This is a genomic window from Kosakonia sp. SMBL-WEM22 (genome assembly GCF_014490785.1).
Lineage (GTDB): Bacteria > Pseudomonadota > Gammaproteobacteria > Enterobacterales > Enterobacteriaceae > Kosakonia.
Genome location: NZ_CP051488.1, coordinates 2,874,408 through 2,895,320 on the forward strand (window position 1 = coordinate 2,874,408; position 20,913 = coordinate 2,895,320).

The window sequence follows — 20,913 nt, forward strand, 5'->3', positions numbered from 1 at the left end:
TGAAAATGCTGGGGAAAATATCTGATTATGATACCCTCAACCGCTGCATACACCGCTGCTGCCCTGCTGTCGAGGGTTTATTCTGGCGGTGACGCAATTTGTCAGGTTGGTAATTTATTGCCACGCTGTAACTGTTAATTTCCGATAGTAGGGTTAGTTTATTCAGGTCTAGTAGTTATAATGGACAGGCCTTTTGAACTCATAAAAAAACCCGCCGGGGCGGGTTTTGAATAATGATTTAAATTATGCTGCTTTCTTAGAAGAGCAGTTGCAAAGTGGAATAGGGAAAGGTCTCCCCTTCTTAGCGTGACGCACTACTCCATCTACACATACGGTGTAGCGGAAAATGATCTCGCAAGAGCTTCCACATTTGCGACAGGTTCCCATTGCCATAGCGATGATTTCCCTGCATACCTGTAAACCCATACAGATTGCAAATAGCCAGGAGAACAACTACACTTCGCTCGTCAAACGTGAATGTAGATGTTGGATTGTCTCCATACACTGCGGAACGTGTTAGCGCACTTCCCGCCCCGAAAGCCCTGTTAGCGCAGGGCTTTTTACATATAAAAATCTAGTGACATTTGACTCGTCCGAACGCCGATTGTTTCTAATACGATCTCAGCAAAGGTATCAGCCTGCCATTCAGCATCCTCTGAGCGCGTGGGAACCTTACTCGAAAAATGCAAAACTGGTTTATGTCCTAGCAGCAGATGTCCTAATTCATGGAAAATAACTGCAAGAGCGTGTTCTTCGCCTAAGCAGGCATTTTCATAAATTTTGTTGGGTACTGTAATGGTGAGAGATGCAGGATCACAATGACCGATAGTTAGATCGTAGGTTAAAGATTCCCACTGCTTGTCATCCATGACACTCAAAGTTATTCCATAAGTGGATAATTGTTCGAAAAGAAGATCATATCGCTTTCGTTTCCTTTTTGTCGCAGCAATACCAAATGCGTTACAAAAGTTGATGGCTTTATAAGCTATCTCTTCTTCTTGCATTGGTGAAACCCGGTTGCCTCTCATCTGATACACTTTTAAACCTCATTGTTGTTTATCTTTTGTAACAGCTCAGCGAAGCTTTTGAGTTGCTCAGGCGTGAATTGCGATTTTGCAAATCCGGCCACAAGCATCTGCTGCTGCTGCGAAAGTCCATCTATTGGGACGATTTCATTTGCAACCGCTGCAAGCTCTTCTAAACCCTTAACTTCAACCCCCTTAGAATTAAAATAGGAGTCGATTTTTTTAACCCACTTCTGTGGGATTTTTTTGCTGCCTGTCTCTAAACCACTTAAAAATGCGGGGGTGGTTTCCAACTCTTGAGACATTGTTAACAGTGTGCTGCCAGTATCTATCCTCGCTTTTCTGACGGCCTTACCGAATTCAGTGAGTGCCATAGTTAATTCCTCAGTCTTGGTGGATGACAGGCTTTTGGCCTGTGGGTTGCTTCAAATCTATGAAATAAAGATACCATAGCCTCAAATAAAATCAACCAAATTAGTTAAAAAAAACCAATTGGCTAATAAAAAAATCCACTTCCACAGTGAAGTTTTTATCGATGTCTGAATAAATGACTTCAAGGTAATCGAGCTGCTAATGCTCAACGAAACCAAACCATTTAGTTGCTTTATGCTCTTTCCTTAAGCATAAATTTTGATTAGTGGTGATCCATGATTGATTTGGAAAAAAAGAACTTTAAAAAATTAAATTTTTTAGGGAAAAATCCGATATCTTAACCACAGCACCCCGAATTGAAGGGTTTTACCGGATAGATTTCAGCATAAAAAGGTAAGCAAAAATCAATGGAAAATCATGACGTTTATATTTATACAGGTGATATTCATCGGGATGGTTACCAAGACCTCACCAATGAAATAAAGAAACGAAAAACTAAACATGGCTTGAGAAAAGATGTTATCTTCTGCGTCGCTACTTATGGCGGGGATCCCAACGCTGGCTATCGTATTGGTCGTGCTTTGCAGCATAACTATGACAAAGTCACGTTGTTAGTGGTTGGTCCCTGCAAAAGTGCTGGTACGTTAATAGCAATTGCTGCCGACAAACTAGTCATCGGAGACATGGGTGAGTTAGGCCCATTGGACATCCAGCTGAAAAAAAATGACGAAATTGGTGAGATGAGCTCTGGCTTAGCCATCATGACAGCTTTAGATGCGTTAAAAGATCGCTCTATTTCAGCGTTTAACTCTCATCTAGTTAAGATAAGATACGAGAATCAGATAAGTACTAAGATGTCTGCTGATATAGCGACTAGACTTACTGAAGCCTTAGTATCTCCGATGGCTGCTCAAATTGATCCTATCAAGTTGGGTGAGCATCAAAGAGCTATGAGCATTGCCATTACTTATGGCCAACGTCTAACAGCTAAGTCCAGCAGCCTCAAAGAAGGGGCACTGGTTAAGCTGATAGCTTCTTATCCTTCACATGGGTTTGTGATTGATCGTAAAGAAGCAAAAGAGCTTTTTAAATGCGTAGAGAGTCCGACCGGATTAACCGAAATGCTCTACGAATTATTCTGCGATAAAATTCATGATGGTGACATAGCTACTTATGGGAAACCCAAAGTTGTTGATTTCACTCATGATACAGATGATAAAGAGGAAGATACCGATGCCAAAGAATCTGCAACCGGAAATGGAAATACTCAACAAAATGTTGGAAAGCCAGATCCAGGAAAGCCAAGATCTGGCAAGACAAGCAGAGCAAAATCTAAACGAAATCAAGCGTCAGTTGGAACCATACCAGTTCAACAACCTGATGGACAACAACCTGAGACGTGAGCTCTTTGCCCTCTAAACGTATCTTTTGAACCCGGCCTCAAGCCGGGTTTTCTCTTTCACTTTTTTATTATTTGCTAAATAACTCCGCGTTATCTCTCTCACGCGTACTTCTCCATAGCAGTGGCCAGCGAACGGGCAGCGGTTACGATCACCGGTACCGGCATTTTCTCCAGCCACATCCGGTTGATGTGGAACTTCAGGTGTCGCTGGTGGTGCGCCGGGAGATCCTCGGCGCTTTCAACCTGTGCGTAAACGAGTCCTACCTCAGCAGGCCAGACCGTTTGCGGCACGTCCGCCAGCAGCAGGTTCTCCAGCTCGATGATGCGGCTGGTGGCGTATTGCAGGAGCGGATCGGTAATGCTCATGCAGCAAGCTCCTTTCGGCTAAGCCCCATCAACGCATCATGAAGAGCCCTTGCACCTACTTCTCGTTGAGCAGCAACTTCGTAGCTAATGCCGTTCGTCTCCATGATGCAGTCCCTGTCGAGATATTCAGAGCATTCATCCAGCACCTTGGTGATATCTTGCTGCTGCAGGGCCGCCAGCGCATCACGCTGTTTAGCCGTTTCGCGCAGCGCAGCCGTAGTGCAATCTAGCCGCTCGGCCAGGCGAGACATCATTTTTGCGATTTCGATGATCGGCGTGTTGCTGGTCATTGCCTTCGCAAACTCATGGCCAACCGCAATCAGCTCTTTGTTGTTAAGTGATTCACTCATGCCCGCGCACTCCCAAAAATTTTATGAATTTCGTAGCCCTGCCAGTTCTGACGGCATACATCGGCCGCTGATGGCGCTGCTGGTCTCCGCGGCTTCGGCTGCTTGATTTTTTCCTGCCAGCGCTGCACCAGCTGGTATTCCGGATGCTTCGGTTTGCCGATATTTTTGACGATCCCGGCCATACCCAGCCGCTTGAGACGGTCGTAGGCCTCACGGATGTCGCAGCAGAGCAGCTTACGGATCTGGCGGGGCGTTGCCGGTCCGTTTGTCTCGATGAATTCCACGATGGCCTTTTGCTTTGGTTTTAAGCGGTTGCACACGGTCAAACCCTCCCCTGCGCCTGGCGGCGCTTGTACTCGGCCATCAGCATCTCTGCGGGTGTTGGTCCCCGGTCCTGGTTCGGTGCTGCCAGTGCACGGCGGACCGGCGGGATTGGCTTACCTTCGGCAACACGCTTTTCCCAGTGCGCCAGTAGATGACCGGCTTCGCTGAGCAGCTCTTTCTCATTCATCTGGCGATCAACGCCCCGGCGGCGCAGCTCCAAGCAAACGTGATACAGCAGCGGCTGTGGCCACGGATATTGCTCGCTGGTGGGGTATTTGAAGACGAGCTTCCTCCACTTCCAAAACTCGGTCATGACATCCGCCGGGCTGACACCTAACAGACCCTTGCCCTCACGGCACCAGGCCACAAACTGCCCCGGCGACGGCCAGAACGGTGAAACACTGGCTCGCGCCTTCTGCATCCCCGCCACCAGTTGTTCGCGGCTGCGGATGCCGTTTTCGGCGAACGTAGCGATCCACTGCTGTTTGGCCGTACGCTCATCCGCTTCGCTGCGCAGGTTGGTCTGCGTGGCCGCCGGAAAAACTTGCTTGAGTTGGCTGAACAGGAGATCTACCATGCGCTCGGCGTCGCTGTTGATCACCTTGGCCTGTTCGCGGCAGCTGCCAGCCATGCGCGCCAGCATTTCGCCGTCGCGGTTCTGCACTGCGTGAAACAGTTCTTGGTTCATATGAAATCCTTCCAGGCTTCAGGGCTGTTCCAGTGCGCGTCACTGGCCGGGGTTTCGTTGACAGGCTTACGGTTTCGATCCTCACGGTGCAGCACCAAGGTGTCCCACTGCTTACGCAGCTTCGCGGGCGAGAGAATGTTTTTGTGCCAGAACGAATCCTGCGCAGCCCACTTGAACAGCTGACAGATCTCGCGATGCGTGCGGCCGTCGAGCTGGCGCAGCATGCGGATGTCATTTGCCCAGGTGGTCAGGTTCGGTTTCTTCAGTGAAGGTTTAGTTAGGTTGCGTAGCGCGAGCATCCACTCAGCACACTGCAGATCTTCAGTCGTGCCCCACTTGTCACCAGCCGGGGTCTGAACTGCAGCATCAGGAAGAGATTTGGATTTTTTCTGACGATCATTAAATACGTTAGTATTTAATATTACTTCTTGTTCATGATGCGCGGGCTTAAGCGCGCCCTTATGCTCGCTGTTATGCGCGGCATCAACCTCTGAAGCCGCGCCGTTACTGGGTTCGTTATGCGCGCAGTTATGCTCGCTGTTATGCGCGGTGTTATGCGCGGGTAAATCGTCCATTTTTTGAGCATAAAACACGTAATTAGTGATGGTAATCACCGTTCCCTTCCGGCGTTCTCCGGCGGTGGTAATCATCCCTTCGCGCTCAAAAAAGGCGAGCATACGGTCCACTGCGTGACGGCTGGTGGGTTGCCCGTTCCGGTCGCATAAATCCAGCCCCAGATCGGCTGTGGTGGTCACCAGTTGTCCGGTCTGCAATGGCCACTGACAGCCCTTGAAGTTAGCCGTATAGGGCTGTCTCGCAGCAGTAAGAAGCAGGTTTTCCCACAGGGTGCGAAGATATACGTCCTTCGCCCAGGACTGCTTCAGTACACTCCGGTACAACGGGATGAAACCGGTCTTCTGGTTCTCCATCCTGTTGCTCCTGGCGGCAGTACGTGCCGCAAAATCCGCGTAAGCGACATTTGACATAGCTATGCCCCTTTCGCCTGGTGTTTTAAATAAGCGTTTGTCATAATGACCTCGCAGTTGCTGTCCGTAATTGCACCCGAAAGCCGTTGCTGTCTCACCAGCGCGGCTTTCACCATTTTTAGCCCTGTCATACTGCCCCCAGCATTGAAGTAACGATCGTCATTAGTGTCCCTGTCTGCTCTGGTATTAGCCGGAACAGCGACGCGATACCCTCGCTCACCTCTTTCAGCTTCTGATGTTCTGGTACGTTGAGCAGAACGGCCTGTTTTGCTTCGGCGCACTCTTTCATCGCTTCAGCAATAAGCTCGGCCTTTGTCTTTCCACTGATTAGCCCAAACCGGCGCGCTACCTGCTCGTTATCACGGGCCATCACATCGATGATGACCGGGATAAGCTGCAGCAGATTTTTGTCGTTCTTCGGGCCGGGATCGTTAATCATCCGAAAAAAATTCTGCTTGGTGTTGTGCTCCGAACCGGCCAGTAATAGGCCGCGGCCGCCCCGAGCTATCCACTCCTTGGCCACCAGCTGCGAGATGTGTAGCTGAGCAGAACCTGGAGTGGCCCGGTTCCATGCCTTCACTGCTTCCCGAATATGGTTGAGCTTACAGTTATTGCGCGGAACGCCTTGATAATTCGATCTCAGCGGAGCGGACAGCCCACTGCTATCATCATGAAAACCTAATGTTTGCATGGTCATTGCTCCTACTTAGGTAAACCATCAGTGGGGTTCGGGTAGATATCGGGGCGCAGTTCATGGGGAGTGACGCCGGTGACTGCATAAATTTGCAGGACGCGATCTGCAGGAACGACACCTCGATAGCGATTCCGCCAATGGCTGACAGTCATGGCACTAACGGTTAGTAATTCGGCTAAGCGGGTGGCGGTTCCTGCTTTGGTAATGGCTTTATCAATAGCTTTCATAATTAGCTCCAGTGGCAACAACTCAATTAAACAAAATGTTTATTGATAAGTCAACATTTTGAATATTGAGCTAATAAACTTTTGGTTTAGAATTCGTCCATGAAAGAAAAAACTCATCAGATCAACCACCCACAAGTTCAAAGACTTAATGAGATCCTTGAGCTTAAGAATTTGACCAAGTCAGACATGGCCCGCATTTGTGGCGTCAGTGCTCAGTCGGTCAATAACTGGTTCGTACGTGGGACGATTGGGAAAAGTTCAGCCATAAAGCTGGCGGATGCGCTTGGGGTTAGCCTTGAGTGGATTCTTGGCCAGGAGGTTGGTGAGAAAGACGGGCTTAAGCCGGACGAACAGCGCCTGCTCGAACTCTACCGCCAGTTGCCGGAAGAAGAGCAACAGAACATGCTTCGCATCTTCGCGATTCGCTTGAAAGAACTGGATGAGTTGTATGAGAGATATATGAAAGGGCGGATTCGGTCGCAGGAAGGTTAATGCTGTCTTAATCAAACTCTGTAACTTAGCAAAACGTTGTTATGAACTGATTTTTAGTATTATTGTGAAGTAGTCGAGCATTGGATGCCTAATTCGATTGACGGCAGCTCTACCCTACTCAACAATGCAGTTGTGTTTATATGTATTCTTTAAAGCAGGTGGTGGCATGGCCGTTGTTGAACTTCAATTGTCCAGAACGATGATTGATTGGATAGCAGACACCCAAGGACTTTCTCTCGAGGCCCTTGCGGAGCAGGTCATGCCTAAAAAAACTCATAAATTTCTCAATGGTATCGTTAATAAATCTGGGGCGGAAAAACTTGCGAAAATTGGTGGGGTTCCTTTTGGTTTTCTTTTCCTCGATACGCCTCCGATAGCAGAACCCCCTAAAATTCCTGACTTACGCCAAACATTCGATTCTCAAGCCTTGGGTAAAAACTTCTTTGATGTTTATCATGACATTGAGTATAAACTCGAATGGTATAAAGAATATTTAAAGGAAAATGGCAGTGACCAGGAAATTGAATTCATAGGTAAATTTAAATATCATAAAAACTTATCCCCTGAAATCGTTGCTCAGGATATTGTTAATACAATTAAGTTTAGTCTTGAAAAAGAAATCAAAGCAGTAACTATTGATAGCTATTTCTCTAAAGCCTCCAAATTGATAGAAAACGCTGGTATTTTAGTATTTAAAAATGGCGTTGTCGGTAACAATAACAATAGAAAGTTAGATACCAAAGAATTCAGAGGCTTTTGCATAGCAGATAGCATTGCACCTATTGTTTTCGTAAATGCTTCAGATGCAATGTCTGCTCAAGTCTTTACACTATTCCATGAAGTTGCTCATTTATGGTTAGGAGTTGATGGTGTTTCTGGTTGGGATACTGAGAAAAGCGTTGAGGCTTTTTGCAATAAGGTAGCGGCAGAAATACTCATGCCCCGTTCTTTATTCATGTCTGCCTGGAACGCTGATTTCGATGAAGATGATGTATATAAAATTAAAAATGTATCTCGCCAATTCAAAGTTAGTAACTTTGCCTGTGCAATTAGAGCATTACAATTAGGGCTCATAGATAGCAGTACACTTGAATATATAAAATTCGAAGCTAACAACAAGCCTAAAAGAGAATCCTCTGGCGGTTCCTTTTTCAACACACTTCCAGTCCGAAACAGCCATAAATTAACAAATATAATAGTTTCTCGCGCAATGTCTCAACAATTGCCACTCCGAGAAGCGGGTGTTCTGCTAAATGTAAAAGCAGATACAGTAGTTGATTTTCATAAAAATAGAGAATCTCTATGAATCCAAGTGGGAAATTTTTAATTGACAGTAACGTCTTCATAGAGGCGAAAAACTTTGCTTATAATTTTCATTATTGCAAAATTTTCTGGGATTTTCTCCTTGCTTTGCATGGTAAGGGATTGGTCTATAGTATTAATGCTGTAAAAAAGAACTATGCATCAAAGAGGATCCTTTGTATCACTGGATTAAAGATGAAATTCCACCATCATTTTTTGAAAATGAACTTACTTCAATTACTAATTATGCGAAACTTATTAATTGGTCAATGACATTGGATGTTACACCGAAGGCTAAAAGTGATTTTGCAAATCAAGATAAAGCTGATGCATTTCTGATTGCACACGCCATGACCCATGGCTTTACTATAATTACCCATGAGAGGCCATCTGGCGGCACTCCTAAAAAACGAATAATGATCCCAGATGCCGCTGCAATACATGGAGTAAAGACGCTGACACTTTATGAGTTTCTTCCAACCTATGCGAGCCATAATTTTTCATTAAAATAAAATAACCCGGCCATCGCGCCGGGTTTTTTATACCCTCTCCTACCAGCTCAGCCGACGGACCAACACTCCGAACTTCCCGATCCCGACCTTAGCGTCGGGATTTTTTTTGCCTGCAACTCACAATTTCTCTTTTAAGCCACCTGTTATTAAACTTTTTGTTTATCTATAATTACTCATTTAGTTGACACGGGTTTAAACATTGTGTTTAATCTCTCTCACCAAGACGCACCACGAACCACCCAGGCATGGAGCCCACGAAGTAGCCGCCGACGGCATACGAATAGTCGGATGAGGTGGAGTTAATAACGCGCATCAGGTGTAAACGTTCCGCTGGCCGGCGATAAGGCAAACGAGGGTGAGAATGATTGATTTCGCACGCAAACCAGGACGGCAGCAGGCCGTAAAACTGAACTTCCTAGAGGTGCTCCTTCGCCGCTTATGCTACCTGCTGGCGCAAAAGGGGAATCCAGATGTGTAACTCAACGAAATGCGCGTACTGCGGCAAGCCGGTTAAACCGGAGGAAATAGTCAAAAGTACCCTTCTCTATCGCAATGGCGCACAACTGGCGCGCAAAGAAAAAGAATACTGCTCAGAACGTTGTGCTTCGTACGACCAAATGGCACACGAGGCATAACGTAAAAGCCGCGCAAGGCGGCCCGTACGTCCGGTGCTCCCGACCAAAGTTACACCGGAAAACTACTTAAAAAACCAAAGTTCACCCAATGGGCGCTATCTCTGGCCCGGGGATCTTACATCCAAAAATGAGGATCTGACATGGAATTTTTCTACGTGGTTAAGGCCACTCAGAAATCCGGTAAGCAAGATGCAGTGATTTGGTTCACTGCGAAAAGCGAAGCACGCGCCGCCCTGACGCTCGATGTTGAGCTGGAAGAGGCTGGTATCGAAACTGGCCGCGGTAAAGACTACGCCAAACCGATCCGCACCGATTTTCCGATTGTTAACGACCTGCCTGAAGAAGGCGTCGTCGACTTCACCTGGTGCGATCGCTATCAGCTTGCTGACGACCAGCGTACCTGGAACGTGATCCCCGGTGCCGCGCCACAGGATGAAACCGACCTTGCCCCGGCCAGCACCATCAACGATGCAGATCTCCCTGCCGCGCCGGTATCGGCTACGGATACCGTTGATGCGGGCAACACCTCCCAACTTGAATACCGCACCCCGTCTGTCCGCTTCGCCGTCCATCTGCTGGGCGACAAATATCATTCGGAGATCAGCCAAGAACAGCAGATCGTCGCCAACGAATTGGCTATGGATGAGGCAAATGTTTATTTCCAGAACCTGCTGCAGGCCAAAAATCATGTTCCTGATATGAGCGAACTCAGCCTTCACGCTGAGTGGAAACTGGTGCAGGCTGTCAAAGACGTTTTCCCGCAGCATAAAGAACACGAACCCGCGCTGCTGGCTGCATTCATGTCGAGCTGGGTGAAAGCAGATGTTGGCGAACGTGCCCAACTGGTCGAAGACTGGCTCAGCGGCAAACTGCCCGCCCCTGAACTCGCAGACGCCAGCGAACCTGGTGATGATGCGCCTGTTTCCAATGCAGAAGATCAGCAGGATGCTACGCCCGAAGAGGTTGCCCAGGCCCACGTACAGGCATTTCGCGACAGGGACATTACCGAACTGCACGCTGTTCCTACGCTGTCGTTCCGTCACCGCCTCCTCGCGCAGTTTATTACCGAGAAGGAATACGCTTACCACATCGACAATGAACAACTGAATACTGTGCGCCAGCTTGAAATGGACACCGATAACTCCTACGTGCAAAACCTGCTGCTGGCCGCCGAGAATGTCGAAGGGATGAAAAAGCTTCGTGACTTCGATTTATGGAGGCTTACCGATGCTGTTAAGCGCGTATTTCCTTCTGACAAAGCGACGCCTGATTTATCCCTGATGCTCCAGTTCATGAAGGCCTGGAAAACAACGGACTATATCGATCGCGGTCTGCTCGCTAAGGAATGGATTAACGGTAACCAGGTTTCAACCATTCAGCGCACCGACACCGGCACTAACGCGGGCGGCGGCATCAAAACAGACCGTAATGCAGACTATGAGCATACGTTGGACACACTGGATATTGAGATCGCGTGCGCAACTCTGCCGATGGATTTTGATATCTACAATATTCCCGGCTCCATTCACCGCCGGGCTAAAGATATTGTTGCTGCAAAAGAAAGTCCCTGGAAGGAGTGGTCCACAGCACTGCGTAAAACTGCAGGTATCCTGGATTACTCGCGCGCTGCAATTTTTGCGCTCATCCGCGAAGCGTCCTCAGACATAACAACGTTCCCGGATCGCATGGCTGGTTATATCAGCGCGACTCTCAATGAATACAAGCATGATACACCTGAGGCCAGAATCCTCGCCGCTGCGCGTCAGATTGATAGCGCGGCCGTGGATGTCGGAGTCATTCAGTGCACAGAGCAGTCACACCAGCTCGTCGCCACCCCTCAGCCAGAAGTATCCAACCTCGGCGGCGGCATGTTCTCCATCGATGGTCTGCTGGATGAAAAAGCAAACCCGGTCATCAATACCCCCTCAAACGAAGTCGCAAAACAGGAAGTGGAGATCGTTGGCAGTGTGCAGATGGAAGAGACTGACCCGAGCAAAGTCGAAGCTGGTAATGCGTTACCAGCAGTCGAAGTCGTTGATGACGCTGCTGCGCAAACAATTAGCGTAAGCCCGGCGGATATAGTCGCCGCTGCCACACCAGAACTGACGCGCAACGTTGCCCCCGATCTGGACCAGAATATTGATGCTCTTAACCAAGATGAGCCGGAATTACCTCCAACCGAACCAGAAATGACAGAAATAGAACCGGTAGCGGATATTTCCGAGCCAGAGGCTGCTGCTAAGGAATGGCCAGCTTACTTCGAGCCAGGCCGTTATGAAGGTCTGCCGAACGACGTTTACCATGCCGCGAACGGCATCAGCAGCACCCAGGTGAAGGATGCCCGTGTCTCCCTGATGTATTTCGAAGCACGCCATGTCTCTAAGACCATCCAGAAGGAGCGGTCGAAGGTTCTCGACATGGGCAATCTGGTGCATGCGCTTGCGCTGCAGCCGGAGACGCTGGCCGCCGAGTTCAGCATTGAGCCGGAGATCCCGGAAGGTGCACTCACCACCACGGCGACGATCCGCGAGTGCATTGACGAGTACAACGCCAGCCTGCCGCCGCAGCTGAGTGCTGACGATATCAAAGCGCTGCTGGAGGCCCATAACACCACCCTGCCCGCGCCGCTGCCGCTTGGCGCAGCAGTAGACGAAACCGCAGAAAGCTATATGGAACTGCCGGAAGAGTTCCAGCGCATCGAGTCTGATAAGAAGCAGACCGCTGCAGCTATGAAAGCCTGCATAAAAGAGTACAACGCCACCCTGCCCGCTCAGGTGAAAACCAGCGGCAGCCGTGAAGCACTCCTCGAGCAGTTGGCAATTATCAATCCCGACTTGGTAGCGCAGGAAGCGCAGAAGCCACAGCCACTGAAAGTTTCGGGTACGAAGGCCGACCTGATTCAGTCCGTCAAGGCAGTAAAACCAGATGCTGTGTTTGCCGACGAGCTGCTGGATGCCTGGCGCGAGAATCCGGAAGGCAAGGTGTTGGTGACCCACCAGCAGCTGGCGACCGCACGGGCCATTCAGTCTGCATTACTGGCGCATCCGACCTCCGGCATGCTGCTGACGCACCCGAGCCGCGTCGTAGAGACCAGCTATTTCGGCATTGACGAAGAGACTGGCCTCGAAATCCGCGTGCGCCCGGATCTCGAGATCGAGCTTGACGGCGTCCGCATCGGTGCCGATCTCAAAACTATCAGCATGTGGGATGTAAAAGCAGATGCGCTCAAAGCGCGGCTGCGTCGTGAGATTCGGATGCGTGATTACCACCTGAGCGCGGCCATGTACTGCGAAACCGCAGCGCTGGATCAGTTCTTCTGGATTTTCGTCAACAAAGACGAGAACTACCACTGGATAGCCATTATCGAGGCATCTGCAGAGCTGTTGGAACTGGGCATGCTGGAATACCGCAAAACCATGCGCGCTATCGCTACCGGGTTCGACACAGGAGAGTGGCCAGCTCCGATCACTGACGATTACACCGATGAACTTGACGACTTCGATCTGCGCCGCCTTGAAGCGCTGCGTGCCCAGGCATAAGGGGAATGACCATGGAAAATACGAACATCATCACATCAGAACAGCAGGCACCGAATACCATTTCAGCCAATAACGCCATTTTCAACGTGCAGGCATTGACCCAGCTCCAGGCTGTAGCTGGCCTGATGTCTCAGGCCGCCGTTACCGTTCCTGAGCACCTTAGAGGTAATCCGGCTGATTGCATGGCCATCATCATGCAGGCAATGCAATGGGGAATGAACCCGTACGCGGTAGCGCAGAAAACGCACCTGGTAAACGGTGTGCTTGGCTACGAAGCCCAGCTGGTTAACGCGGTGATCTCCAGTTCAAACGCCATTGTGGGGCGCTTTCACTATGAGTACGAAGGTGACTGGTCGAAATGTGCCAGCAGCCGTGAAGAGATCGTGAAGAAGCCTGCAAAAGGCGGCGGGACGTACGATAAAAAAGAAATGGTACGCGGCTGGACCAGTGCTGATGAGCAAGGCCTGTCGGTTCGTGTGGGAGCCGTCATTCGCGGCGAAAGTGATATTACCTGGGGCGAACCGGTGTTCCTGTCCAGCGTTATTACGCGTAACTCTCCCCTTTGGATTTCGAACCCTAAACAACAGATTGCTTATCTGGCCCTCAAATACTGGGCGCGCCTTTACTGTCCTGCTGTCGTCCTGGGGGTTTATACCCCGGATGAAGTTGAGCAGCGTACCGAGAAAGAGATCAACTTAGCCCCCGCCCAGCGCGTCAGCCTGGCTGATATCAAAGGTGACAGCGTAACAACAACTCACAGCGCGCAGGAATCTGCTTCCAACATCGATGTCCTGGCCGATGAATTTCGGGATCGCATTGAAGCGGCTCAGGACGTCGACAACGCCAAAGCAGTGCGGGTGGATATCGAAGCGGCCAAAACTACTCTCGGTTCGGCGCTGTTCACTGAACTGAAAAACAAAGCCGTACGGCGCTACTACCTGGTAGACGCCCGCAACAAGGTAGAAGCGGCGATCAACTCCCTGCCCCAGCCTGACGAACCGGATGCTGCAGAGCAGTTCACCAAAGCAGAGCAGGCACTGGCTGCTGCGAAGCGCCATCTGGGCGACGAGCTGTATGAGCAGTTTGTCGTTACCCTGCTCGATATGAAGCCCGAATACGTGGCATGAGGGAGGCAGGAGGGACAACCCTCCCGGTAATGATATGAGCGAGAAACAAGCCCGCTGGAGTGTGGAAGAGCTGAACATGTTGCTGACGCATAACAACCAGCAAGTGGCAGAGCTGACCGGCCGCCCGCTGACCGAGATAGAAGATGGCCGCCTGCTGGCGAATATCGAGCGAAACTGCTGGGACGTGTTTGACCCGGAGCGTGCCGAATGAGACTTATTAACCGAAGCAGGAAAGATTCCCCGATGGCCCGCAGGGCGTGCGATGCAGCGTTGGCCAGGCATGTTGAAAGGTTCGGTGATTATGCCAGCCGGGCCATGACCAGCGTATACACAGTGCTGGTGGACGGAATGAAGGTAACGGTAGAGGTGGAAAACCGCAGCACCAGCTACGTGGCCACAGCGATCATGGGCGCTCGGCGTCTGCGTGCCCTCGCCGGCCGGATGTCTTGATATCGAATTATCATCAAACAGCGCCTTCCGTCCCTATAATCGGGTGGTGGGCGCAGGAGAACAGAATGGCAAAGCTTCTTAATTTGCAGGAATGGGCCGCTGAAGTGTATTCATCACCGCCATCGCTTTCTACTCTTCGCAGATGGGTACGTGAAGGCAAGATCTATCCTGCCCCCGAGCTACACGGTAAAGAGTATAAGCTCCGCCCGGATGCTATCTATGTTGATCCGAGCAAGAAGAATTTGCGCCTAAAACCGCAGCATCTAAAAATTCCGTCCAAAGGGACTTTACTGGAGAGATTACAGAATGCAGAGGCCAGCCCGTTACGACGCTAACCTGCCCCGTAACCTGACCTTTCGCAAGAGAGATAAGCTTTATTCCTGGCGCAACCCAATAACCGGCCAGGTAATCTATTTGGGCCGCATTGATCGCAGGGAAGCGATAGCCCAGGCCATTGAAGCCAATAGTTATCTTGATCAGAACTATATCCCCTCCAGTCTACTTCAGCGCATTAAAGAAACGCCCACCCTGACTATGGCTAAATGGCTGGAGAGGTATGACGTTATTCTCGAGCGAAGGGAATTAAAACCAAACACAATGAAAGTTCGCAGGAACCAGATGGAGACGATCAGAAAAGAGTTCGGCACTATCGCCCTTAGCGCAGTTACAACAAAAGACATTGCGGAATTTTTGGAAACATACATTGCCTGCGATAAAAAAAGCATGGCTGCAGGTCTGAGATCTGTACTACTCGATGTATTCAGAGAGGCGCTCGTGGAGGGGCATATAGAAAGGAACCCGGCAGAACCTACTCGCACCCCGGCACCAAAAGTTAAGCGTGAACGTCTACTGCTCGACGCGTATTTTTCGATACGAGAAACAGCAGCTGCTAATTCAGTATGGGCGGCAAATGCATTTGATCTTGCGCTGGTCACGGCTCAGCGACGCGAGGATATAGCTATGATGAAATTCACTGATATCCGTGAAGACAGATTGTTTGTTATACAGGAGAAAACAGGGAATAAATTAGCCATCCCTTTAGACCTGAAACTGGAAGCGGCCGATCTTCATTTAAAAGAAGTGATAGAACGTTGCAGAGTGAACAATCCATGTGAGTTCCTGCTTTACTCCCCGGTGCGTCGGGGTGGAAGAAAGCCCGGGCCACTGACGCCGGATGGGTTAACCCAGGCATTCTCAGATACCCGTGATGTCACTGTGCTTAAATTTGGCCCTTACCCGCCGTCATTTCACGAAATTAGAAGTCTGGCCAGTAGGCTTTATGAGAAGGAAAAAGGCGAGGAATTTGCGCAGCGGCTTTTGGGCCATAAAAATTTATCAATGACCAAAAAATACTTGGACTCCCGTGGGGCTGAGTATGTTAGGGTTTAGACTGAATATAGGGAATTGGTGGAATTTTGGTGGATTTTAGTGTGAACACCAAAAAAACCCTTATTATTCAGGAATATAAAAAAAGACCGAATACGATTCCTGTATTCGGTCCAGGGAAATGGCTCTTGGGAGAGAGCCGTGCGCTAAAAGTTGGCATTAATGCAGGCTAAGTCGCCTTGCATCTTAAGAATAGATGACGACACCAGCTTTTCCAGTCCGCGACAAATGTGGTCAGAAAAATCCGGTAATTGTCACGTTTATCATAAAAAAACGCAGGCGGTGTTAACCGGACCTGCGTTTTTTTATGCTGAATCAGGCGATTTTCATCAACCTGTGCAGAGGGACTTCGCGCGCTCAATAAAGGGGGCGAGGCTCATTTTCTGGCCCGGATGGTCTGGGTCGTCAACCTGAATAATGCTAATAGGCTGACCGGTGCTTTTCCCGCTGTCGACCTGCTTCTGCGCGATATCGTTGAGCGGATACTGCACCAGCGTGCTCGGGTTGATGGCGAACAGCGCATTGCCCGGCCTGCAGGTCAGCATTATCTCTTCGCGATTGAAGGCCCATTTATCTTTACCAACCTCAAAACGGCTGACGGTAATAACCTGCGGCGCTGCCAGCGCGGCGGCTGAGCTGGTCAGCATCAATATTGCAATCACACTCTTTTTCATTCTTTTCACCAGATTTATTCAAAAAGGCTCCCAGGTGGCAAACAGGCTTACCGCCGCCAGCACCAGCGCACCGATTATCAATTCTGCCCGGGTTAACGTGATAAAGCGCTGCCGCGCTCCGTTATCGCTCAGGCTCAAGCGTGGCACCAGAACATACCGGTTCACAAGCGCGATTGCCACCATCAGCGTCACAAGCGCACATTTGAGCAACAGCATGCGCCCCCACGCACTCTGCCACGGCCACGCTATACCCTGAATCAACACTGCATTAATGATGCCGGTAACGATAACGCCCGCCACAGCCAGGTGACCATAGCGGGAGAAGCGCATCATCGCGCCAATAGCCGCAGGATGACCCCGGTCACGGGTTAGCTGCATGCAAAACAGCACCGGTAGCAGGCCGCCCAGCCACATCGCCCCGCACAGCAGATGCAAAGCATGGTTGATGTGCTGCAGCACACCGGGAAGCCCTTCGCGCATTGCCGCGTGCCCCAGGCCCGCAGCAAGTAGAAACTGCAGCGTCGTTAACAGCAGTAGATTTCTTTGCTGTGCCGGCTGCAAAAGCCCGGCAATAAGGGTTAGCAGTGCGAGAATAATTTGCCAGGCCAGCAGTGAACCCGCTTGCGTGCCGGCAACCGCTCGCCATATCGCGGGCTGCCACACCTCCGGCCAGCCACCCGCCATCATCCCGCCCTGCACCGCATAGAGAAGCAGAGCGCTCAACGCCGTCAGAATCAGGCAGACGCTCTGTAACGGCAGGAAGTGTTGGGTGAGTCTCCGGCGCAGGTCGCGTGGAGCCAGCCAGGCGCTGAACAACGCACTGCCAAATAGCAGCATCAGGGCAGCAAAATGGAGAAAGCGCAGCCCGACAAAAAGCGATGAGAGCATGTTACTTCACAGAAAAGCTGTATTGCCCGTGGGTTTTGTGGCCATCGACAGAGACCACATGCCAGCTAACGGTGTATTTACCCGCGGTCAGCGGTTGTTCGAGCGGCACGATCATCTGGGTCTTATCCTTTTCATTGCGCTTTACCGCCCCGGTTTTGATCGCCTTTTGCTGCGCGTCGGTCACCTTAATGCCGCTGAAGGCAGGCTCAATCCCTTCTGAAAAGTTGAGCGTTAATGCCTGCGGCGCTGCCGTGACATCAGCGTCCGCAGCGGGATACTGCCCTTTGAGGTGGGCATGCGCCAGAACGGCGGGCGCGGCAAAAAGTGTGGTGATGAGGGCAAAAGCGCGTAAGCGCTGCGTCGGGGAGATAAGCATAGAATCATTCCTTTTTGTTATGCATACGATATAGAGGATAAACCTGTACAATAGTTGAGTCGAGACTCATCGCCGCCACGCTTGTCTTTCTGCGACAGCCTTAGTAACTTTTGCCGCCTGAACTGAGGAGAACTTCATAATGACCAATCTTGCGCAGCTCGAACAAGAAGAGATGGATAAGGTGAATGTCGATCTGGCCGCCGCCGGCGTTGCCTTTAAAGAGCGTTACAATATGCCGGTTATTGCCGAAGCGGTGGAGCGTGAGCAACCCGAACATCTGCGCGGCTGGTTTCGCGAGCGTCTGATTGCCCACCGCCTGGCCTCCGTCTCGCTCTCTCGCCTCCCCTATGAGCCGAAAGTGAAATAATGGAGCCGACTATGTTACGAGTTATCGATACAGAAACCTGCGATTTGCAGGGCGGTATCGTCGAGATCGCCTCGGTGGATGTGGTCGACGGGAAAATCGTCAATCCGCAGAGCCATCTGGTACGTCCCGATCGCCCCATCAGCCCGCAGGCGATGGCCATCCATCGCATCACCGAAGCGATGGTGGCCGATCAGCCGTGGATCGAAGAGGTCGTGCCTTACTACCACGGCAGTGAGTGGTATGTGGCGCATAACGCCAGTTTTGACCGCCGTGTGCTGCCAGAGATGCCCGGCGAGTGGATCTGTACCCTGAAGCTGGCGCGTCGTTTATGGCCGGGGATCAAATACAGCAATATGGCGCTCTACAACTCACGCAAACTCAGCGTAGAGACGCCAGCCGGTCTGCATCACCACCGCGCGCTGTATGATTGCTACATCACCGCGGCCCTGCTGATTGACATTATGCAGGTCTCGGGCTGGAGCGCGGAGCAGATGGCTACCATCACCGGACGCCCGGCGCTAATGACTACCTTTACCTTTGGTAAATACCGCGGCAAACCGGTTGCTGAGATCGCCGACCGCGATCCGGGCTACCTGCGCTGGCTGTTTAACAACCTTAACAGCATGAGCCCGGAGCTGCGTTTAACGCTTAAACACTACCTTGGCGAGGGGTGATTACCCTTTACCGGGCAGTGTCCCCTGCGCCAGCGCGATCAGAAACGCATACTCCAGCGCGACCCCTTCGTAGGATTTGAACCGCCCCGATTTACCGCCGTGCCCTGAATCCATATCGGTACAGAGCAGCAGCAGATTGTCGTCGGTTTTATATTCCCGCAGTTTCGCCACCCATTTCGCCGGCTCCCAGTACTGTACCTGCGAATCATGTAGCCCGGTGGTCACCAGCATATGCGGATAGGGGTGCGCGCCAATGTTGTCGTAGGGGCTGTAGCCCTTCATATAGTGATAGTAAGTCTCATCCTGCGGATTGCCCCACTCCTCAAACTCGCCGGTCGTTAAAGGGATCGACTCATCAAGCATGGTGGTGACCACATCGACAAAGGGCACCTGGGCAATCACGCCGTGGTAGAGAGAGGGGCGCATATTGATCACCGCGCCCATCAGCATGCCGCCCGCGCTGCCGCCCATCGCATAACAGTATTGCGGTGAGCCGTAGCCCTGCTCCAGCAAACTGTCGGTAACATCAATAAAGTCATTGAAGGTGTTCTGCTTATTGAGGAATTTCCCCTCTTCGTACCAGGCATGACCCAGCTCGCCGCCGCCGCGAATATGCGCTATCGCGCAGACAAAACCGCGATCCAGCAGGCTCAGGCGGCTGCTGCTAAAGTCTGCATCGATACTTGCTCCGTAGGAGCCGTAGCCGTAGATCAGCAGCGGGTTTTCGCCTTTGCGGAAATGGTTATGGTTGTAGACCAGCGAGACGGGCACTTCAACGCCGTCCCGAGCGACCACCCACAGATGCTCACTGCGATAGTCGCTGGCGTCAAAGCCCGCCACTTCTGTTTGCTTCAGCACACGCCGCTCGCCGGTATCCATATCAAGCTCAAACAGGGTATCCGGCGTGGTCATTGAGGAGTAACCGTAACGTAGCCGCGAGGTTTCCGGCTCGGGATTGTAAGCAAGCCAGGTGACATAGGCCGGATCGTCGAAGGCGATACCGATCACCTCACGGGTTTTACGGTTGATCTGCCGCAGGCTTGTCAGGCCGCGCTGCCGCTCTTCGACCACCAGCCAGTCGGTAAAGAGAGTAAATCCTTCCAGCATAATGTGATCGCGGGCGGGGATCAGCGCTTCCCAGCGCCGTTCATCACGTACTTTGGTGCGATAGAGGCCAAAGTTTTTCCCGTCGCGGTTGGAACGCAGGTAGAAGGTGTGCTGGTAGTGATCGAGGCTGTACTCATGCTCTTTGCGCCGTGGTAAAAAGCAGAGCGGCTGCGCATCCGGCAGTTCGGCATCGAGCAGCAGTACTTCGCTGGTGGTGGCGCTGGCAAGGTGAATGGTGATGTAGTGCTGGGAGGTGGTTTTGCTCAGCCCAACGTAAAAGGTGTCATCTTTCTCTTCGTAGACCAGCTCATCCTGCTGCGTCGGCGAACCGACGGTGTGCCGCCAGACCTGATAGGGCAGCAGCGTGGTGGCATGTTTACGCACGTAGTAGACGGTCTCGGAATCATTCACCCAGACAAAGTCTGGCGAGACGTTATCGAGCACCTCCGGATACCAGTTGCCGGTCTCCAGATTGCGAAAGCGCAAACCATACTGCCGCCTGGAGAGGAAATCTTCCGCCAGCGCCATGATGGTGTTGTCGGGCGAGATATCGAGACCGCCCATGGTGTAAAACTCGCTGTGCGAGGCGCGCTGGTTGGCATCCAGCAGGGTGATCCAGTCGTCCCATTCAGCGCTGAGCACCGACTGACGCTGATAGATGGCGTACTCATTGCCCGGCTCATAAATGTGTCGGTAACGATAGCCGTTACGAATATAGGGCGCGGAGACTTCGCGCTGCGGAATGCGGGAGATGATCTCCTGCAGCAGGTCATCCTGCAGGGCCTGCTGAGAGGCCATCACCTCGCGCCCGTAATCGTTCTCCTGATGCAGATAATCAAGCACCACTGGCTGAGAGCGCGTGTCGTCCCGCAGCCAGTAGTAATTATCGACGCGTGTATCGCCATGAACAGTCATGGCGTGGGGGATCTGTTTTGCTTTCGGCAACATAG

At 51.2% G+C, this 20,913-nt stretch carries 26 protein-coding genes and 2 pseudogenes; 15 read left to right on the forward strand and 13 right to left on the reverse strand.

Annotated features, from left to right (window positions below; translation table 11 throughout):
- Nucleotides 1-560: 560 nt before the first annotated feature.
- The gene (locus HF650_RS13695) at nucleotides 561-1,004 is read right to left on the reverse strand and encodes an ImmA/IrrE family metallo-endopeptidase (protein ID WP_223284163.1); all 444 of its coding nucleotides are present in this window, start codon (nucleotides 1,002-1,004) and stop codon (nucleotides 561-563) included.
- A 35-nt stretch (nucleotides 1,005-1,039) separates the two neighbouring features.
- The gene (locus tag HF650_RS13700) at nucleotides 1,040-1,399 is read right to left on the reverse strand and encodes a helix-turn-helix transcriptional regulator (protein WP_187799151.1); all 360 of its coding nucleotides are present in this window, start codon (nucleotides 1,397-1,399) and stop codon (nucleotides 1,040-1,042) included.
- Between the two features lie 405 nt (nucleotides 1,400-1,804).
- Between HF650_RS13700 and HF650_RS13705 the strand changes: the two genes are divergently transcribed.
- A complete protein-coding gene (locus HF650_RS13705; RefSeq protein WP_187799152.1) occupies nucleotides 1,805-2,800 on the forward strand; it encodes a SppA protein in 996 nt (331 codons plus the stop codon).
- 98 nt (nucleotides 2,801-2,898) lie between these two features.
- On the opposite strand, the gene HF650_RS13710 is transcribed toward HF650_RS13705, so the two are convergent.
- The 7 genes from HF650_RS13710 to HF650_RS13740 all read right to left on the reverse strand — a co-directional run bounded on the left by HF650_RS13710 (nucleotide 2,899) and on the right by HF650_RS13740 (nucleotide 6,434).
- Complete coding sequence (locus HF650_RS13710) at nucleotides 2,899-3,165, reverse strand: hypothetical protein (RefSeq protein ID WP_187799153.1); 267 nt, start codon at nucleotides 3,163-3,165, stop codon at nucleotides 2,899-2,901.
- A complete protein-coding gene (locus tag HF650_RS13715) occupies nucleotides 3,162-3,515 on the reverse strand; it encodes a hypothetical protein (protein ID WP_187799154.1) in 354 nt (117 codons plus the stop codon). Before HF650_RS13715 ends, HF650_RS13710 begins: the two co-directional genes overlap by 4 nt.
- A complete protein-coding gene (locus HF650_RS13720; protein WP_187799155.1) occupies nucleotides 3,512-3,841 on the reverse strand; it encodes a hypothetical protein in 330 nt (109 codons plus the stop codon). The genes HF650_RS13715 and HF650_RS13720 overlap by 4 nt, the downstream gene beginning before the upstream one ends.
- The gene (locus HF650_RS13725; protein ID WP_187799156.1) at nucleotides 3,838-4,527 is read right to left on the reverse strand and encodes a replication protein P; all 690 of its coding nucleotides are present in this window, start codon (nucleotides 4,525-4,527) and stop codon (nucleotides 3,838-3,840) included. Before HF650_RS13725 ends, HF650_RS13720 begins: the two co-directional genes overlap by 4 nt.
- Entirely contained in the window at nucleotides 4,524-5,456 is a 933-nt protein-coding gene (locus HF650_RS13730) for a replication protein (protein WP_187799157.1), read from the reverse strand. The genes HF650_RS13725 and HF650_RS13730 overlap by 4 nt, the downstream gene beginning before the upstream one ends.
- A 184-nt stretch (nucleotides 5,457-5,640) precedes the next feature.
- The gene (locus HF650_RS13735) at nucleotides 5,641-6,204 is read right to left on the reverse strand and encodes a toxin YdaT family protein (RefSeq protein WP_187799158.1); all 564 of its coding nucleotides are present in this window, start codon (nucleotides 6,202-6,204) and stop codon (nucleotides 5,641-5,643) included.
- Nucleotides 6,205-6,215: 11 nt separating this feature from the next.
- Nucleotides 6,216-6,434 (reverse strand): YdaS family helix-turn-helix protein, encoded by a 219-nt coding sequence (locus tag HF650_RS13740; protein ID WP_187799159.1) that lies wholly within the window; start codon nucleotides 6,432-6,434, stop codon nucleotides 6,216-6,218.
- A 99-nt stretch (nucleotides 6,435-6,533) separates the two neighbouring features.
- On the opposite strand from HF650_RS13740, the gene HF650_RS13745 reads away from it, so the two are divergent.
- The 12 genes and pseudogenes from HF650_RS13745 to HF650_RS25505 all read left to right on the forward strand — a co-directional run bounded on the left by HF650_RS13745 (nucleotide 6,534) and on the right by HF650_RS25505 (nucleotide 16,050).
- Nucleotides 6,534-6,926, forward strand: a complete 393-nt coding sequence (locus HF650_RS13745; RefSeq protein WP_187799160.1) for a helix-turn-helix domain-containing protein — start codon at nucleotides 6,534-6,536, stop codon at nucleotides 6,924-6,926.
- A 166-nt stretch (nucleotides 6,927-7,092) separates the two neighbouring features.
- Nucleotides 7,093-8,232: an ImmA/IrrE family metallo-endopeptidase gene (locus tag HF650_RS13750; protein ID WP_187799161.1), complete on the forward strand. Its 1,140-nt coding sequence runs from the start codon at nucleotides 7,093-7,095 to the stop codon at nucleotides 8,230-8,232.
- Nucleotides 8,229-8,740, forward strand: a pseudogene (locus HF650_RS13755) (DUF4411 family protein). The gene HF650_RS13750 and the pseudogene HF650_RS13755 overlap by 4 nt, the downstream one beginning before the upstream one ends.
- A 322-nt stretch (nucleotides 8,741-9,062) precedes the next feature.
- Nucleotides 9,063-9,218: pseudogene (locus tag HF650_RS25280) on the forward strand (hypothetical protein); the annotation flags it as partial.
- Nucleotides 9,211-9,375 carry a YdaE family protein gene (locus HF650_RS25285; protein WP_223284164.1) on the forward strand — a complete coding sequence of 55 codons (165 nt, stop codon included), beginning with the start codon at nucleotides 9,211-9,213 and terminating at the stop codon, nucleotides 9,373-9,375. The pseudogene HF650_RS25280 and the gene HF650_RS25285, both read left to right, overlap by 8 nt.
- 140 nt (nucleotides 9,376-9,515) lie before the next feature.
- Nucleotides 9,516-12,914: a RecE family exodeoxyribonuclease gene (locus tag HF650_RS13760; protein ID WP_187799162.1), complete on the forward strand. Its 3,399-nt coding sequence runs from the start codon at nucleotides 9,516-9,518 to the stop codon at nucleotides 12,912-12,914.
- A gap of 11 nt (nucleotides 12,915-12,925) precedes the next feature.
- The gene (locus HF650_RS13765; RefSeq protein WP_187799163.1) at nucleotides 12,926-14,041 is read left to right on the forward strand and encodes a RecT family recombinase; all 1,116 of its coding nucleotides are present in this window, start codon (nucleotides 12,926-12,928) and stop codon (nucleotides 14,039-14,041) included.
- Between the two features lie 34 nt (nucleotides 14,042-14,075).
- Entirely contained in the window at nucleotides 14,076-14,252 is a 177-nt protein-coding gene (locus tag HF650_RS13770) for a hypothetical protein (protein ID WP_187799164.1), read from the forward strand.
- Entirely contained in the window at nucleotides 14,249-14,491 is a 243-nt protein-coding gene (locus HF650_RS13775; protein WP_187799165.1) for a DUF4060 family protein, read from the forward strand. The genes HF650_RS13770 and HF650_RS13775 overlap by 4 nt, the downstream gene beginning before the upstream one ends.
- 65 nt (nucleotides 14,492-14,556) lie before the next feature.
- Nucleotides 14,557-14,826, forward strand: coding sequence for an excisionase (locus HF650_RS13780; RefSeq protein ID WP_054803282.1), 270 nt, complete (start codon nucleotides 14,557-14,559; stop codon nucleotides 14,824-14,826).
- The gene (locus HF650_RS13785; protein ID WP_187799166.1) at nucleotides 14,798-15,880 is read left to right on the forward strand and encodes a tyrosine-type recombinase/integrase; all 1,083 of its coding nucleotides are present in this window, start codon (nucleotides 14,798-14,800) and stop codon (nucleotides 15,878-15,880) included. The genes HF650_RS13780 and HF650_RS13785 overlap by 29 nt, the downstream gene beginning before the upstream one ends.
- A 41-nt stretch (nucleotides 15,881-15,921) precedes the next feature.
- A complete protein-coding gene (locus HF650_RS25505) occupies nucleotides 15,922-16,050 on the forward strand; it encodes a hypothetical protein (RefSeq protein WP_256433009.1) in 129 nt (42 codons plus the stop codon).
- Between the two features lie 156 nt (nucleotides 16,051-16,206).
- On the opposite strand, the gene HF650_RS13790 is transcribed toward HF650_RS25505, so the two are convergent.
- From HF650_RS13790 to yobA, 3 genes are read right to left on the reverse strand one after another with little or no spacing between them, the layout of a single operon-like run.
- Nucleotides 16,207-16,551 (reverse strand): YebY family protein, encoded by a 345-nt coding sequence (locus HF650_RS13790; RefSeq protein ID WP_187799167.1) that lies wholly within the window; start codon nucleotides 16,549-16,551, stop codon nucleotides 16,207-16,209.
- Nucleotides 16,552-16,569: 18 nt separating this feature from the next.
- Nucleotides 16,570-17,439 carry a copper homeostasis membrane protein CopD gene (gene copD / locus HF650_RS13795; protein WP_187799168.1) on the reverse strand — a complete coding sequence of 290 codons (870 nt, stop codon included), beginning with the start codon at nucleotides 17,437-17,439 and terminating at the stop codon, nucleotides 16,570-16,572.
- A gap of 1 nt (nucleotide 17,440) precedes the next feature.
- Nucleotides 17,441-17,815, reverse strand: a complete 375-nt coding sequence (gene yobA / locus HF650_RS13800; protein ID WP_187799169.1) for a CopC domain-containing protein YobA — start codon at nucleotides 17,813-17,815, stop codon at nucleotides 17,441-17,443.
- Nucleotides 17,816-17,951: 136 nt separating this feature from the next.
- Here yobA and HF650_RS13805 point away from each other — a divergent pair, with 136 nt between their 5' ends.
- Both HF650_RS13805 and exoX read left to right on the forward strand, forming a co-directional pair.
- Nucleotides 17,952-18,182 carry a DNA polymerase III subunit theta gene (locus tag HF650_RS13805; protein WP_034813210.1) on the forward strand — a complete coding sequence of 77 codons (231 nt, stop codon included), beginning with the start codon at nucleotides 17,952-17,954 and terminating at the stop codon, nucleotides 18,180-18,182.
- Between the two features lie 11 nt (nucleotides 18,183-18,193).
- Nucleotides 18,194-18,856, forward strand: coding sequence for an exodeoxyribonuclease X (exoX, locus tag HF650_RS13810; RefSeq protein ID WP_187799170.1), 663 nt, complete (start codon nucleotides 18,194-18,196; stop codon nucleotides 18,854-18,856).
- Here exoX and ptrB read toward each other — a convergent pair whose 3' ends face one another.
- Complete coding sequence (ptrB, locus tag HF650_RS13815) at nucleotides 18,857-20,911, reverse strand: oligopeptidase B (RefSeq protein ID WP_187799171.1); 2,055 nt, start codon at nucleotides 20,909-20,911, stop codon at nucleotides 18,857-18,859.
- Between the last annotated feature and the right edge of the window lie 2 nt (nucleotides 20,912-20,913).

Excerpts from the sequence above, each read along its gene's own strand:
- HF650_RS13695 (WP_223284163.1), bottom strand. The coding sequence starts at position 1,004 with ATGCAAGAAGAAGAGATAGCTTATAAAGCCATCAACTTTTGTAACGCA.
- HF650_RS13700 (WP_187799151.1), bottom strand. The coding sequence starts at position 1,399 with ATGGCACTCACTGAATTCGGTAAGGCCGTCAGAAAAGCGAGGATAGAT.
- HF650_RS13705 (WP_187799152.1), top strand. The coding sequence starts at position 1,805 with ATGGAAAATCATGACGTTTATATTTATACAGGTGATATTCATCGGGAT.
- HF650_RS13710 (WP_187799153.1), bottom strand. The coding sequence starts at position 3,165 with ATGAGCATTACCGATCCGCTCCTGCAATACGCCACCAGCCGCATCATC.
- HF650_RS13715 (WP_187799154.1), bottom strand. The coding sequence starts at position 3,515 with ATGAGTGAATCACTTAACAACAAAGAGCTGATTGCGGTTGGCCATGAG.
- HF650_RS13725 (WP_187799156.1), bottom strand. The coding sequence starts at position 4,527 with ATGAACCAAGAACTGTTTCACGCAGTGCAGAACCGCGACGGCGAAATG.
- HF650_RS13730 (WP_187799157.1), bottom strand. The coding sequence starts at position 5,456 with ATGGAGAACCAGAAGACCGGTTTCATCCCGTTGTACCGGAGTGTACTG.
- HF650_RS13735 (WP_187799158.1), bottom strand. The coding sequence starts at position 6,204 with ATGCAAACATTAGGTTTTCATGATGATAGCAGTGGGCTGTCCGCTCCG.
- HF650_RS13740 (WP_187799159.1), bottom strand. The coding sequence starts at position 6,434 with ATGAAAGCTATTGATAAAGCCATTACCAAAGCAGGAACCGCCACCCGC.
- HF650_RS13745 (WP_187799160.1), top strand. The coding sequence starts at position 6,534 with ATGAAAGAAAAAACTCATCAGATCAACCACCCACAAGTTCAAAGACTT.
- HF650_RS13750 (WP_187799161.1), top strand. The coding sequence starts at position 7,093 with ATGGCCGTTGTTGAACTTCAATTGTCCAGAACGATGATTGATTGGATA.
- HF650_RS25285 (WP_223284164.1), top strand. The coding sequence starts at position 9,211 with ATGTGTAACTCAACGAAATGCGCGTACTGCGGCAAGCCGGTTAAACCG.
- HF650_RS13760 (WP_187799162.1), top strand. The coding sequence starts at position 9,516 with ATGGAATTTTTCTACGTGGTTAAGGCCACTCAGAAATCCGGTAAGCAA.
- HF650_RS13765 (WP_187799163.1), top strand. The coding sequence starts at position 12,926 with ATGGAAAATACGAACATCATCACATCAGAACAGCAGGCACCGAATACC.
- HF650_RS13770 (WP_187799164.1), top strand. The coding sequence starts at position 14,076 with ATGAGCGAGAAACAAGCCCGCTGGAGTGTGGAAGAGCTGAACATGTTG.
- HF650_RS13775 (WP_187799165.1), top strand. The coding sequence starts at position 14,249 with ATGAGACTTATTAACCGAAGCAGGAAAGATTCCCCGATGGCCCGCAGG.
- HF650_RS13780 (WP_054803282.1), top strand. The coding sequence starts at position 14,557 with ATGGCAAAGCTTCTTAATTTGCAGGAATGGGCCGCTGAAGTGTATTCA.
- HF650_RS13785 (WP_187799166.1), top strand. The coding sequence starts at position 14,798 with ATGCAGAGGCCAGCCCGTTACGACGCTAACCTGCCCCGTAACCTGACC.
- HF650_RS13790 (WP_187799167.1), bottom strand. The coding sequence starts at position 16,551 with ATGAAAAAGAGTGTGATTGCAATATTGATGCTGACCAGCTCAGCCGCC.
- copD (WP_187799168.1), bottom strand. The coding sequence starts at position 17,439 with ATGCTCTCATCGCTTTTTGTCGGGCTGCGCTTTCTCCATTTTGCTGCC.
- yobA (WP_187799169.1), bottom strand. The coding sequence starts at position 17,815 with ATGCTTATCTCCCCGACGCAGCGCTTACGCGCTTTTGCCCTCATCACC.
- exoX (WP_187799170.1), top strand. The coding sequence starts at position 18,194 with ATGTTACGAGTTATCGATACAGAAACCTGCGATTTGCAGGGCGGTATC.
- ptrB (WP_187799171.1), bottom strand. The coding sequence starts at position 20,911 with ATGTTGCCGAAAGCAAAACAGATCCCCCACGCCATGACTGTTCATGGC.